This is a genomic window from Anaerotruncus rubiinfantis, from assembly GCF_900078395.1.
Taxonomy (GTDB): domain Bacteria; phylum Bacillota; class Clostridia; order Oscillospirales; family Ruminococcaceae; genus Anaerotruncus; species Anaerotruncus rubiinfantis.
This window is the reverse complement of sequence record NZ_FKLA01000007.1, coordinates 55265-69274: the sequence shown is the minus strand read 5'-3', so window position 1 is coordinate 69274 and position 14010 is coordinate 55265. Positions and strand designations below refer to the sequence as shown.

The 14010-nt window shown below is 58.5% G+C and carries 14 protein-coding genes; all 14 read right to left on the bottom strand.

Translation table 11 applies throughout. From position 1 onward, the window contains the following. Positions 1-27: 27 nt before the first annotated feature. The gene (aspS, locus tag BN4275_RS01240; RefSeq protein WP_066452804.1) at positions 28-1815 is read right to left on the bottom strand and encodes an aspartate--tRNA ligase; all 1788 of its coding nucleotides are present in this window, start codon (positions 1813-1815) and stop codon (positions 28-30) included. A gap of 288 nt (positions 1816-2103) precedes the next feature. After that, positions 2104-3429, bottom strand: coding sequence for a histidine--tRNA ligase (hisS, locus tag BN4275_RS01235; protein ID WP_066452801.1), 1326 nt, complete (start codon positions 3427-3429; stop codon positions 2104-2106). Between the two features lie 50 nt (positions 3430-3479). Then, positions 3480-3806 carry a hypothetical protein gene (locus BN4275_RS01230; protein ID WP_066452799.1) on the bottom strand — a complete coding sequence of 109 codons (327 nt, stop codon included), beginning with the start codon at positions 3804-3806 and terminating at the stop codon, positions 3480-3482. A gap of 339 nt (positions 3807-4145) precedes the next feature. After that, positions 4146-4550: a methylglyoxal synthase gene (mgsA, locus tag BN4275_RS01225; protein WP_066452797.1), complete on the bottom strand. Its 405-nt coding sequence runs from the start codon at positions 4548-4550 to the stop codon at positions 4146-4148. Positions 4551-4682: 132 nt separating this feature from the next. Further along, on the bottom strand, positions 4683-5411 hold the full coding sequence (locus BN4275_RS01220; RefSeq protein WP_066452794.1) for a nucleotide-binding protein: 729 nt from the start codon (positions 5409-5411) through the stop codon (positions 4683-4685). 18 nt (positions 5412-5429) lie between these two features. Further along, a complete protein-coding gene (locus BN4275_RS01215) occupies positions 5430-7538 on the bottom strand; it encodes a penicillin-binding transpeptidase domain-containing protein (RefSeq protein ID WP_066452792.1) in 2109 nt (702 codons plus the stop codon). Positions 7539-7556: 18 nt separating this feature from the next. After that, entirely contained in the window at positions 7557-8078 is a 522-nt protein-coding gene (locus BN4275_RS01210) for a hypothetical protein (protein WP_066452788.1), read from the bottom strand. Then, positions 8071-8922 (bottom strand): rod shape-determining protein MreC, encoded by an 852-nt coding sequence (gene mreC, locus BN4275_RS01205; RefSeq protein WP_066452786.1) that lies wholly within the window; start codon positions 8920-8922, stop codon positions 8071-8073. Before mreC ends, BN4275_RS01210 begins: the two co-directional genes overlap by 8 nt. A 106-nt stretch (positions 8923-9028) precedes the next feature. Further along, entirely contained in the window at positions 9029-10045 is a 1017-nt protein-coding gene (mreB, locus tag BN4275_RS01200; RefSeq protein WP_066452785.1) for a rod shape-determining protein, read from the bottom strand. Between the two features lie 107 nt (positions 10046-10152). Beyond that, complete coding sequence (locus BN4275_RS01195; protein ID WP_066452784.1) at positions 10153-10752, bottom strand: Maf family protein; 600 nt, start codon at positions 10750-10752, stop codon at positions 10153-10155. Then, on the bottom strand, positions 10727-11020 hold the full coding sequence (locus BN4275_RS01190) for a DUF4321 domain-containing protein (RefSeq protein WP_066452778.1): 294 nt from the start codon (positions 11018-11020) through the stop codon (positions 10727-10729). Before BN4275_RS01190 ends, BN4275_RS01195 begins: the two co-directional genes overlap by 26 nt. Positions 11021-11070: 50 nt before the next feature. Next, positions 11071-11505, bottom strand: coding sequence for a dUTP diphosphatase (dut, locus tag BN4275_RS01185; RefSeq protein WP_423230140.1), 435 nt, complete (start codon positions 11503-11505; stop codon positions 11071-11073). 6 nt (positions 11506-11511) lie between these two features. Then, complete coding sequence (locus tag BN4275_RS01180; protein WP_066452776.1) at positions 11512-13584, bottom strand: U32 family peptidase; 2073 nt, start codon at positions 13582-13584, stop codon at positions 11512-11514. Next, positions 13584-13949: a cell division protein ZapA gene (locus BN4275_RS01175; protein WP_066452774.1), complete on the bottom strand. Its 366-nt coding sequence runs from the start codon at positions 13947-13949 to the stop codon at positions 13584-13586. Before BN4275_RS01175 ends, BN4275_RS01180 begins: the two co-directional genes overlap by 1 nt. Between the last annotated feature and the right edge of the window lie 61 nt (positions 13950-14010).

The window sequence follows — 14010 nt, the reverse complement described above, 5'->3', positions numbered from 1 at the left end:
AAGTTTCCCCTGCAAAATACTTCGGGTTTATTCTTCTTTCTGGATGTCGAGCTTGAGCGAAAGCTCTTTGAGGGCCTGCTCGTCCACCTCAGCCGGGCACTGAGTCATCAGTTCGCTCGCATTCTGCACCTTCGGGAAGGCGATCACATCGCGGATCGAATCCTTCTGGAGCATCAGCATCACCAAACGGTCAAGGCCATAGGCCATGCCGCCATGCGGCGGCGCGCCGTACTTGAACGCGTCGATCAGATAGCCAAACTGCGCGTGCGCGCGCTCCTCGGTGAATCCAAGCGCCTTGAACATCCGATCCTGCAGCTCCGGATTGTTGATACGGATCGAACCGCCGCCGACTTCGCAGCCGTTGAGGACCATATCGTAGGCGCGGGCGTTGCAGTGGGCCGGGTCGCTTTCGAGTTTGTCGAGGTCCTCGAGCGCCGGGTGGGTAAATGGATGGTGCTTGGCGACCAGCCGGTCCTCCTCTTCGCTGTATTCGAAAAGCGGGAATTTGGTGACCCACAGGAAGTTGAAAGTGTCCTTTTGGATCAGATCGAGCCGGCGTGCCAGTTCACAGCGCAGCGCGCCCAGGCTGTCATAAACGACCTGGCTGCTGCCGTCTGCCACCACCAGGATCACGTCGCCGGTCTGGGCTCCCATGCGCGCGCGGATGGCGTTTTTCTCGTCCTCGGTGAGAAATTTTTCATATGAGGAGGATTCCGCGTCCGCAGTCAGCCGGGTAAAGGCAAGACCCTTGGCCCTGTAAGTTTTGACAAAATCGGTAAGTTTGTCGATCTCTTTGCGGGAGAGGTTTGCCGCCGCGCCCTTCACGTTGATGGCGCGCACGCTGCCGCCCGCCTCCAACGCGCCTTTGAACACCTTGAATTCACAGTTCGCGAGCAGATCCGACAGGTCGCAGAGTTCCAGTCCGAAGCGGGTGTCCGGCTTATCCGAGCCGAAACGGTCCATCGCTTCCTGGTAAGGCATCCGCAAAAACGGCGTCTGCACCTCGATACCCAGCACGTCCTGGAAAACGCGGGCCATGAAACCCTCGTTGATGGCCATAACGTCCTCTTCTTCGACAAAGGACATCTCCATATCGATCTGGGTGAACTCCGGCTGGCGGTCAGCGCGCAGGTCCTCGTCACGGAAGCACCGCGCGATCTGCATATAGCGGTCGTAGCCGGAAAGCATCAGCAGCTGCTTGTACTGCTGGGGCGACTGCGGCAGCGCATAAAAACAGCCCGGTTTCACGCGGGAGGGCACCAGATAGTCGCGCGCGCCTTCCGGCGTGGACTTGATGAGCATTGGGGTTTCGATCTCAAGGAAGCCGTTCTCATCATAATAGTCGCGGGCGATCTTGACGATCTTGTGGCGCATCATCAAAGCGTCCTGCATCTCGCCGCGCCGCAGGTCGAGGTAGCGGTATTTGAGCCGCAGCTCCTCTTTGACGTTGGTGTGGTCAGTGATCTCAAACGGCGGGGTCTGCGCCTTGGCGAGCACCCGCAGATCTCCTGCATAGATTTCAATTTCACCAGTGGGGATTTCATGGTTCACCGATTCGCGGCGGCGCACCACGCCTTTCACCATCAGCACGTATTCCGCGCGCGCCGAAGCGGCTTTTTCGTGTACATCGCGGGCGGTGCCGTCATCAAAGGCGAGCTGCACAATACCGCTTCGATCCCGCAGATCGATGAAAATGAGGTTGCCAAGATCACGGGTTTTCTGCACCCACCCGCAGGCTACCACTTCTTTGCCGATATCGTCCGCGGTGAACTGTCCGCAGTATTTGGTTCGTTTAAGTCCCTGCATGGTATCCATTTTTTTATAGTCTCCCTTTTCTGTAAATTTAGATTGTATTGCGGCCTGACCGGCGCGGTGCGCCGCGCTCCACGGGTTACTTTTCGGGCGAACGAAAAGTAACTAAAAGTTCGCGCAAGGGGACTAGCCGACCCCTTGCGAAATCCCGGCGGACGCCTTGCCAAAACTCGCGCCGCAAACGCTCCCAACACACGGTCAGCTCAGGGCTGAAGCCGACGTTTTGCGCTCCCAACGCGCATTTTTCAATCGGTTTGTCCTTCAATCCCCAGCATCGGACAGCGCTTGCACTCAGTAGCGCAAAACGGAACCCATGGTGCCGTCGGTGAATTCATTCAGGTCGCTCAGTGTTTCGCCGTAGATGTAACGAGTCAGATCGTTCGGGTCGAGAAAGACTGTTTCACTTTCTCCGCTGTCCATCCGCTTGATTTTCACGCTGCCCTCGGCAAGCTCATTGTCGCCGATGATACAGCTAAACTTTGCATGCAGCTTATCCGCGTATTTCATCTGCGCCTTGATACTGCGCCCCACGGTGTCGCAGTCGACGTAAAAGCCCTCCTCGCGCAGCGCGGTGCAGAGCTCCGCCGCTTTCCGGGAAGCGGGTTCTCCCATGCTGCCGATATAAAGCATGCAGGGCTTGGCATCCGGGAAGGCGCACCCCTGCTGTTCCATCACGAGCAGCAGCCGTTCCAGCCCCATCGCAAATCCAACCGAAGGGGTGGACGCGCCGCCGAGCAGCTCGATCAGTCCGTCGTACCGACCGCCTCCGCAGACGGTTCCCTGCGCGCCGATGCCGGTCGCGACAAATTCAAACACCGTACGGGTGTAATAGTCAAGCCCGCGCACGATAGTCGGGTTCACCTGGTAGGAAATACCCGTTGCGTCGAGATTGCCCTTGAGTGTTTCAAAGTGCGTACGGCAATCGTCACAGATATAATCGAGCACGACTGGAGCGCCCTTCGCAATCTCCGCGCAAACCGGGCTTTTGCAGTCTAGGATGCGCATCGGATTCTTGTCTAGCCGGCCGCGGCAGGTTTCGCAGAGCTCATCGATATGCGCGGTAAAGTAGTCCTTGAGCGCCGCGTGGTATTTCGCGCGGCATTCCGGACAGCCGATCGAGTTGAGCTCGAGCCGCAGATCCTTTATTCCGAGCTTGTCAAAGATCGCTTTGGCCACACCAATGACCTGTGCGTCGGCGGCGGCGTTCGCGGAGCCGACCATCTCCACGCCAAACTGGTGAAATTCGCGCAGCCGTCCCGCCTGCGGTTTCTCATACCGAAAGCAGCTGGTCAGGTAGCTCACCTTGAGCGGGATGCCGTCATTGAGCAGGCCGTTTTGCAGCACGGCGCGCATCACACCCGCGGTGCCTTCCGGACGCAGGGTGATCGAACGGCCGCCTTTGTCATTGAAGGTGTACATCTCCTTCTGGACGACGTCGGTCGTATCGCCCACCGAACGGTTGAAGAGTTCGGTGTGCTCAAAGGTCGGGAAGCGGATCTCCGAAAAGCCGAACAGCCTGCCAACTTCCAGCGCGGTCTGTTCGATATACTGCCATTTCCGGCTCTGCGCCGGAATAACGTCCTGCGTTCCGCGCGGGGCGCTTGTGAGTAATGCCATGAAGGTTCCTCCTATATCTGAAATGTTGTTTGAAACGGGAATTAAATGTATCAGGGGCCTTTTTTACGCCCCCTGCCGCCGATCCAGGCGCCCAGCAACCCCGCCAAGGCATAAAGCGGGAACATCTCCCAGAAACGAAGCGAAACAAGCGCGGGCAGAAGCGCCCGCAGCCAGGAAAACCCGTGCCGCCCGCTGCAGAGCATCCCGGCAACGAGGCAGAAGATAGGATACCCGAACAGCACGTTCCCCGCATGGAAAATGGGAAACAGAAAGCTGTACGAAAATCCCTCCGCCGTCCTGGCCGCAATCCACGGCCCATAAAAAACCACCGCGCTCACAGCTGCCAGCGAAAGCAGGTCCTTTGTGAGCCTGTCCAATCTTTTCACCCCCAAGCAAATTCCCACCGGATGGTACGCTGGAAGGCGCCTGCCTATGGGGCCGCAGAAAAAACAAAAATCCCCGTCTCGATGCAAAGCTCTGCCATTGCAAAGGGACGAGGTTTTTTCCACGCGGTGCCACCCTTGTTGGATGCTTTGAACGCATCCCACTCAAGGCCTTTAACGCAGGCTTTACGTGCCGTTCTCACGGCAGGCTATGCAGGTGTCCTTCCCAAAAGCATCCCGCGTATGCCGGCTCTCAGCCAGGTCCGGCTTCTCTGTCCGCATGCTGTTGGTACTGTTCCCGCATCGACGCCTTTCCTCTTTATCAAAAACGGGTCAACGCTTTGGATTTACAATGTTGCGCCAGTCGAGGTCGCCGCGCTCCAGCGCATGGATAAGCGCTTCAGCAGTGGCGATGTTGGTCGCGACCGGAATGTTGTGTACATCACAAAGGCGCAGCAGCCCCGCGTCATCCGGTTCGCCGGGATTAGCCCGGATCGGGTCCCGGAAATAGAGCAGCAGGTCGATCTCATTGCAGGCGATACGCGCCGCAATCTGCTGGTCGCCGCCCTGCGATCCGCCGAGGAAACGGAACACTTCCAGTCCGGTTGCCTCCGCCACCATCTTTCCGGTGGTGCCGGTGGCGCAAAGGCTATGGCGGCTGAAGACGCCGCAATAGGCGATGCAAAACTGCACCATCAGCTCCTTTTTGGAGTCGTGTGCGATCAGTGCGATGTTCATGGGCGTTGCCTCCTCTATATTATCCAAACCTTGGGAAAAAATCAAGTATTTTGCCGCGGATCCACGAAAGCCACAGAAACGGAGTCCCTTTCCACGAAATTCCAGACAAAATTACATATTATATTATAGCACTTATTGGATCAATAAATCAATATAGTTTCCAAGAATTCTTTGTGCAAAATTATCAAATACCATTTTGGATATATTGGACAAATTGATCGATTGTGACAGACCATGCAACACGGCCATCGATTTATCGTAAGGGATCACTGCAATGAGCTGTGCGCAGATCTGATCGATCAGCCAGTCCAGATCCGGGATTGTCCGCCGTTTGAGAAAATCGCCCGGCAGCATATTGACGCACAGCCGGATATCTATCACGCCCGCCGCGGCCAGCAGATCCGATACCGAGCGCCCGTCCCTGGCGCTCACCGGATCTGCCGTGGCCACAATGATCGCGCGGTCGATCACCGCCGTCAGCACGATCAGCAGCTCCCGGTCATGTCCGTCCGCTTCAACCAGGATAAAATCAAAATGCGTATCAAGCGCCCGCATCAGCTCCTCACAAACCGCCAGCGGGATCTCATCAAACGGTTCCATCGGCGCGCAGATGAGTTGCAGCCGTTCTGTCGCGCCGACCTGGAGCATCGCCTCAGCTACCTCGCACCTGCCCTCCAGAATATCCGAAAGATCAAAAAGCACCTTGTCCGCCACATCGAACATCACGTCGAGCGAACGGTGCGAAGCTTCGATCAGCAGCACGCTTTTCCCGGCGCGCGCAAGCGCGCCGCCCAGAAGCGCGGTCACTGTGGATTTTCCAACGCCGCCGCGTCCGGCGGTCACCAGTATCACCTGTGCCATAGGGCCCTCCTTATAAAATCAGGACAGCAGCACGCCGTAATCCGCTTCCGCCGACGACTTGCTGTTCTGTGAGAAGAAATATGCATCAAAAATATCCCGTGCCACCGGCGCGACCTGGAAGCCTTCCCAGCCCTTTTCAACCACCACCGCAACCGCGATTTTCGGATCGTTGGCCGGCGCGTAGGCAATAAATACCGAGTTGAACAGTCCATCTCCGCGTTCCGGCGTGCCGGTCTTGGACGCGACCTGGATCGGATAGTTCGCAAAAGTACCGCTCGCAGTGCCGCCCACACCGGACGCCGCGACCATCCCCTGCCGGACGGTCGCAAATGCTTCCGGCGCGTCGATCTCCTCCGCGATTTCGGCGGTGTGCTCATAGATCGTCTCGTCGAACGAATAGGAGCGCACGGACTTCAAAATGGTCGCCTTCATCCGCTTGCCGTTGTTGGCAAGCGCGGCGGTATAATTGGCCAGCTGCAGCGGTGAAACCGTTGTTGCCTGCTGGCCGATACCGGCCTGAATCACATCACCCGGCCACCAAGTCGGATCGTTCGCATAAGCCGGGGATTTCGCTTTGACCTCAGGAGAAGCCACCTGCCCGATATTTTCGGGCAGCTCGATGCCGGTCGGCACCCCAAAGCCCAGCCGCGCGGCGTATTCGTCCAGCGTCTCGATACCCATATAATAGGCGGTTTCATAATAAAAGATGTTGCAGGAGCCCTGGATTGCCCGCACCACGTCGATCTGTCCGTGCATCGATTCGCAGTAGGGGGTGTAGCCCGGCGCGAAACGGTTGTAGACATGGGTGCAGTTGAATCGGGTCGACGGGGTGATGGTGCCGCTCGCAAGGGCCGCCAGCGAAACCGCGGGCTTGAAGGACGAGCCGGGTGTATAGGCGGCGCTGAGCGCACGGTTGAAAAGCGGCTGGTTGGGCTGGGATACGATCTGCTCATAATCCCGCTGGAAATTCACAAGACTGTAAGAGGGGTGGGTGGCCAGCGCGAGGATCTCGCCGGTTTCGCATTCGACCACCGCCACAGCGCCGGCCTGCGCTTCTTTGCCCTTGCCTTCCTCTTTTGTCTCGTTGAGGCGTTTGATATTGCTGGCGAGGGAATCCTGCGCAACCTTTTGCAGCTGGCTGTCGATGGTGAGCACAACCGTGCTGCCCGGAACCTGCGCCTCCTCTTCGACAATATCGATCACGTCGCCGCGGGAATTCTGCACGATCTTGCGTTCGCCGTCGACCCCCTTGAGGTACTGCTCAAACGCAAGCTCAGCGCCGTCCTTGCCCATCACATCGTTCATCTGATAGGTGCGGCCCTCCCTGGTGGCATAGACCTGGCCGTCCACCGTTTCCTTTTTCATGCCGTCCCATACTTCTTTATAGATCGGGCCGACGCTGCCTATGATGTGCGGCGCGATATCGCCGCTTACATACTGGCGGATCGGGCTTTCCACCACGTCCACGCCCGGGATCTCAAAGCTGCGCTCCTTGATCTTCGGGACCGTTTCGATTTTGATGTCGGTTGCAAAGGTGTACGGCACCGACATCGAGAATCCCCGCTGGGTCATCTCGTAACGGACACCCGCAATCTTGCGAAATTCCTCGTCGGTGTAATGCTGCGGATTTTCCGGATCGCCATAGGTCTCCAGATTGTAGGTTTTCTTCAGGTGATAGATCACGTCGTCCACCGTGGCGAACTGTCCCAGGTCGAAAGCGTTCTTGAGACGTGCGATCTCGGTGGCATAGGTCTGCTGATCCTTGAAACGGAAAGGCGCTTCCTCGGTGATGGGGAGGTTGTCGATCCAGTCCTCATCCGCTTCCTCCATAATCCGGATGAGCCGCAGGATCACGGCATTGGTGTCCTTCGGCTCCAAAAACGCGCGGTTGATCACCACGTCGCGGCCAATCGCGTTCATGGCAAGCGGGCGGCCGTTGCGGTCGAGGATTTCGCCGCGCGCCGCCTTGATGACCTGGGTGGAGGACCAGCCGCGTTCAAGCAGCGCTTCGCTGTCCTCCCCTTCGACCACCTGCATCTGCATCAGCCGCAGGCAGTAAAGCAGCAGCACCAGCACAAACGCCGCGCCGAGGATTATCATGCGTACCGTCTGGGAATGTTTTTTCATGCGGTAATCTCCAAAATATCAGGACTGGATGCGCGCTTCAAAATAACCGCGCATCCGGGTAAAAAGCCAGTAACAAAGCGGCGCGGCGGCCGCCGAATAGATGACGCCGGGCAGGATGCGGTAGCAGAGCACCCGCCAGACTCCTTCATATCCCCACATGTAAAAATTGAGCAGGTAATCGAGCAGCCCGCGCGCGAGCAGCACCCCAGCGACCAAAAGGACAAAGTTGATGGCGCTCATCCGCAGAAGGTAGATCGAAAGCAGCCCCACAGCCACACAGCCGGCCATGATGAGGATGGCGTTGAAGCCGAACAGCGTAAATCCGCCCAAATCGCACAGTACCCCGGCGAACGCGCCATACAGCCCGCCGATGAATTCATCCTCCATCATCGCGATACAGACCGCCGCGGGGACGACAAAATTTGGCTTGACGCCGAAAATCGCGAGGAATCCGGGCGTTGTTTGCAAAACAAAAAGCAATATCATCGCAATAATATACGAAATGTATTTTTCTATGTGGATTCGGGCCTTGTTATTCATCCGGCTGTTCCTCCTGCCCGTCGTACGCCTTGATGATCATCACGTCGGTGAGGTTTGGGATATCGGCAGCCGGTTCGATTTCCGCGTAGAGCGAAATGCCGCCGGCCTCGTCCGCGATGCGGGTGATCCTGCCGATCACAAGGTCCTTCGGGAAGATGCCGCCGCCGGTCGTCACCACAAGATCCCCCGCCGCCGCTCCGCTTTCCCGCGGCAGGTAGCTCATTTTGCAGTATCCCTTGTCCACCAGGTCGATCGAGCCGCCGATGATGCCGATATCACGGGTGCGCACATCATAAGCGCCCGCATCGACCGCGACATCCAGGATTGTGAGCACCTTTGAATAGTTGAGGCCGACCTCCTTGACCCGCCCGACCAGCCCGTCGGCTGAAACCACCGGGTCGTGCAGGCTCACGCCGTTCAGCGAGCCCTTGTCGATCGTGAAGGAATAGAATCGGTCGTTCGGGTCGCGCGCGACCACCGAGGCCGGCTCCAGGACGAAGTCAGGGTTCTGTTCCTTGAGGTCAAGAAACTGCTTGAGCATCTCGTTTTCCTTCTTCGACTGCTCGTAATCAACCAGCTGGCGGCGCAGCTCATTCACCTCCGCGTGCAGTTGCTCATTCTCCAGCGCGATCTCGTCCGCTCTGGTATAGCGTTCAAAGTAGCCGCGCACCGTATCGGAAATCGAAGCCGAAACCCTCTGCAGCGGCGTGACAACAAACCCGACCGCCGAGGAGATGATCGGGGAAAGGCCGCCGGTCCACGCGGCCCGCAGCATGAAGGCGAGCAGCACGATGAACACACCGGCAAGTATTTTAAATTTTGCGCTTCTAAAAAAGTCTCCCAAAAGGCCACTCCTCTTCCGGCAAAATCCACGGATTGGTCAGAATGAAAGGCCGCCCGTCCAATCCTCCTTGTTTCACAGATTGAACGGGCGCCGCAACATGTTCGGATTAGTAACTTTTGTCGTCGTCTGCAAGCAGCTTGCGCAGATTATCGATGTCGTCAAGCACCTTGCCGGTGCCCATTGCGACGCAGTCGAGCGGGTTTTCCGCAATATGTACCGGCATGCCCGTTTCCCGCTCGATGAGCGAATCGAGCCCGCGCAGCAGGGCGCCGCCGCCGGTGAGGGTGATGCCGTGGTCGATAATGTCCGCGGAAAGTTCCGGCGGGGTTTTTTCAAGCGTGGTGCGGATCGCGTCGAGCACCATCGAAAGCGGGTCGGCAAGCGCCTCGCGGATCTCCTCCGAAGTGATCTGAATGTTCTTGGGCAGGCCGTCCATCAGATCGCGGCCCTTGATGTCCATGGTGGCTTCCTCCTCGAGCGGATAAGCCGAACCGATTCCGATCTTGATGTCCTCGGCGGTGCGTTCACCGATGAGGAGGTTGTATTTGCGTTTGATATACTGGATGATCGAAGCGTCCAGCTCATCGCCTCCCACGCGCACCGAACGCGCCGCCACAATGCCGCCGAGCGAAATCACCGCGACCTCGCTGGTGCCGCCGCCGATGTCGACCACCATGCTTCCCGTGGCCTCCGCCACAGGAAGCTGCGCGCCGATCGCGGCCGCCATGGGTTCCTCGATGATTGAAACGTGTTTCGCGCCGGCTTTGAAGGAGGCCTCCTTGACCGCGCGGCGCTCGACCGCCGTGACGCCGGAGGGGATGCAGATGATCACCCGCGGGCGCGCCAGGATCGAGTTGTTGAGCGCCCGCTTGATGAAATACTGGAGCATCGAGGCAGTGACGTCGAAATCGGCGATAACGCCGTCTTTCAAGGGCCGGACCGCCACAATACTGCCCGGTGTGCGCCCGATGACTTCCTTTGCCTGATTGCCCGCGTACAGCATGGTGTCGTTGCGGGTATCAACCGCCACGACCGAGGGCTCCCGCATGATGATTCCTTTTCCCTTCATAAAGATGAGGGTGTTTGCGGTGCCCAAATCTATTCCAATGTCTTTCGAAAACATACCCGGTTCCCCCTTATACTTTTACAAAAACAGCGTTGCGCTTTCATTATCCTACATATTATACCTGTTCCCGCCAAAATGCACAACAGGGTAAATGTTAATATTCTTCATTTTTCGGTCAAGTATTCTTTGGCGAATTCCCCAATTTCTGCATATAGGCGGTTGACCGGCAGCCCCATCACGGTGAAATAATCCCCGCGAACGCCTTTGATATACCGCGCGCCATACCCCTGGATGCCATAGGAGCCCGCTTTGTCGAACGGCTCGCCGGTTGAGAGATACCAGGCGATCTCCGCGTCGCTGAGCGGGCAGAATTCCACGCCGGTACAGACATGGAACACTGTTTCCCGTCCGCCAAGGCAAAGCGCCGCGCCGGTGTAAACTTCATGTACCCGCCCGGAGAGCCTGCGAAGCATCGCGGCGGCCTCTTCGGGATCATCCGGCTTGCCCAGGATCAGCCCATCGATCGCCACCACCGTATCCGAGCCAATCACCAGCGCGCCCGGACAGTCCGCCGCCACTGCCCGCGCCTTGCGCAAAGCGAGCGTTTCGACCGCCTTGGCGGGCGGAGTTGCGTCCGGCAGGCTTTCGTCCGCGTCTGATACCCGGACTTCAAAATCCTCGAACAGGAACTTCAAAAGTTCCTGCCTGCGCGGGGACTGGGAAGCCAGCACCACCCGCCTATTCTTCACCTTCGTGTTTTCCATTCAGATGCATCGCCTTTATCGTATATTTATATCCGAAAAATGCCCCAATGAACGCCAGGATATGCGCGACCGTCACACCGACCTCGAATCCGAATGCGACCTTCACAACCGATAGATCGAGCACCATCGGGGTGTCCACCGGCAGGCCGATGCTCTTGCCAAAGGCCAGCCAGCTGAGAAACGGCACGTTCGCCGCGATCGCCGCGGCCAGCGCGCCCACGATCACCGCCGCCACAGTATAAAAAATTCCTATCAGCGCCCTTCGCATTGCTGTCATTCCTCCCTGTCCGTCCGCCGGCGTGTATCGCTTCTCCCGGCTTATCGCCCGGTCGAACCAAAACCGCCCGCTCCGCGGCCGGTCTCGTCCAATTCTTCACAGACCTCGATCCCGGGAGTAAAAACCGGCAGGAGCACCAGCTGGGCGACCCGGTCTCCCGGGTTCACCGTGAAGGCCTCCTGTGACTGGTTGTGCAGCCCCACGATCACCTCTCCGCGGTAGTCGCTGTCGATCACGCCGACACAGTTGGCCGGCACAATCCCATGCTTGATCCCCAGCCCGCTGCGTGCAAACACAAAACCCGCATAGCCAGGTTCCACCGCCATCGCAAGACCGGTCGGGATTTTGACCGTCCTGCCCGCGGGGATCTCCACCGGCGCGTCAAGATCGGCGCAGAGGTCGTACCCGGCGCTTCCGGGTGTGGCATTCTTCGGGATCTGCGCCGACGGACGCAGGCGTTTCATTTTCAGCATAATGCCCTCCTACAGGATCGTTTTATAGAGCAGCCCGCGGGTGAACGCTCCGCGCGGTTCACCCCCATTTTCATAGTCCAGAAAAATCTGTTCGCATTCTTCCGGGCTTTCGACCGTAAACTGTAAAGAGACGAAATCGAACCCGGAAAGTTCCTCCAGCCGGTCTCCCATATAAAGTGGCACCGGATTGAGAATTTCACTGCACCCATAGGCGCAGGTTGTCCGCAATTTGTTGCCTTTGCGGTCGGTGAGCGCAGCTTCCCCCTTTTTGCAGCGGGCACACCCGGCGGAAAGCCGCACCGGGCAGTTGCGCACCGTCATCAGCGGCAGGAATCCATAGGCCGCAACCCCACAGGGGATCTCCTCCGGAAGATGTTTTGCCGCCGCAAGGCTCAGTTCAAAGGAAAGGGTCAGGTCACGGAGCCCCATCCCAGCGAGCGCCTGCACAGCTTCGGAATTGGCCGCGTTGAGGAAAGCTTCTCCATGCAGCGCAAATCCCATACCGGACACAAGCCCGATTGCGCCGAGATTCCCCACCTCGGCATGCCGCACGCCGTATTCCCACAGTTTTGCGAGCTGCGCTTTCGTCTCCTCCTGCCCGGAAAACTGGATGCGCGGCACGCCCGCGCAGAGACGGTCCATGCAGTCCTCCGCGCCGCTTTCGCAGAGCTTGAGCAGTTCCGGCGCCGGCAGAGTGATGAGCGCCGCGCGTTTTCGGATGGACGGGGTCAGCTGCGCCATCGCGGCAAGCCGCGCCCGCAGCGCAGGCCGCCGCGCACTTATACGCGGCGCGGGCGCTTCGCGCCCGGCGGCTTGCCACGGGATCGGGCGCAAAGTTCCGCGGGTTTCATCAAGCTGCGTAAGGGACTCACGGCGCATCGCGTTGAGCGCTGACGCGGGCAGCATCAGCCCCGGCGAAATGGAGCACCGGACATTTTCTACATGATAGGGCGTGCCTCCGGTCTTTTCAAGGCTCGCTTTCACGCGGGCCTCGTCAGTCGGCTTATTGACGGCATTTTCCGGCACCGGGCCTTCGGTACACACGCTGTTCCCGTCACAATCGTAAGCGGACAGGAACGCCTTCTGGCCGGGTTTCATCGCAAAAGCAAACTCCACGCCAACCTTCTGCACCTGCTTGCGCGGGTCGGTATAGCGATTCTCGAGCTGCTTTAGGACCCCCGCGGCGGCGGTGACGTCCTCCTTGCCGCGCACCCCGAACATATCAATGGTACGCTTGCCGGTAAAATAACCATCCGTAAATCCGCCCCTGGAAAATACCGCTTGTAAAGCATTGAGATCGACCGCTTCCCCTGCCAGCGCCGACCGGCAGGCGGTCACGGCCGCGGCAACATACTCCGGCCGCTTCATGCGGCCTTCAATCTTGAGCGAATGCACCCCAAGCGCCCGCACTTCGTCCATGCGGGAGATGAGGCTCATGTCCTTCAGAGAGAGCGCATATTCCCGCGCGGACGAGGAAAACGCCAGCCTGCACGGCTGGGCACAGAGTCCGCGGTTCCCGCTGCGCTGGCCGAGCACCGAGGACATGTAGCACTGGCCGGACACACACATGCACAGTGCGCCGTGCACAAACAGCTCGATTTCGAGCGGCGTGGCGGCGGCAATTCGGGCAATCTCGTCTTTGGAACACTCGCGCGCAAGTACCACACGCCGAAAGCCAAGGTCCTCGAGCATGCGGACGCCGTCGGGATTGTGCACAGCCATCTGGGTGGAGGCATGCATCCGCAGCGCCGGGCAATGTCTCTGCAAAAGCCTAGCCGCGCCCAAATCCTGCACGATCACCGCGTCTACCCCGGCCTCACAGGCCGCCTGCGCCGCCGCGAGGAACCGCGGGATCTCGTTTTCGAGTAAAACAATATTGAGCGTCAGGTAAACCCTGACACCCCGGATGTGGCAGTAACGGACCGTTTCCGCCAGATTTTCCATTGTAAAATTTTCCGCGTTGCGGCGGGCGTTGAACGCGCCGGCTCCAAGATAGACCGAATCCGCGCCGCAGAGCACCGCCGCCGCAAGCGCCTGTGGGCCGCCCGCGGGCGCCAGGATTTCAGGCTGGTTCACCGGCATCAAACTTTCATATCCTTTATCTGGCCCTTCAGCTCCTGGCCGTCAAGCTGGCGGCGCAGATGGGCGTTCTCCCGCTTGACCTCGTCGAGCTCGATGCGCGCCTTTGCTGCGTCTTCCAGATATTCGGTGATCTGAGAGCGCATCCGGTCGGCATTTTCCTCGCTGCGCTTGTAGGCGTCCATATAATTGATGGCGCACAGGACCATCACATCGTTGAATGAGATGGTCGGATTCTTTTCGAGGATCGCTTTGATCTGCTCATCCAGCTCCTGCGCGAGATTCTGTACATATTCTTCCGGTTCGACTGTGGCAATGGTATAATGCACCCCATTGATGAGCACGCGGACCCGGTTTGCTGCATTCATGGTATCGACTCCTCCAATGAGTAAAAATTCATTTCAACATTGATATCATTATAATACATTT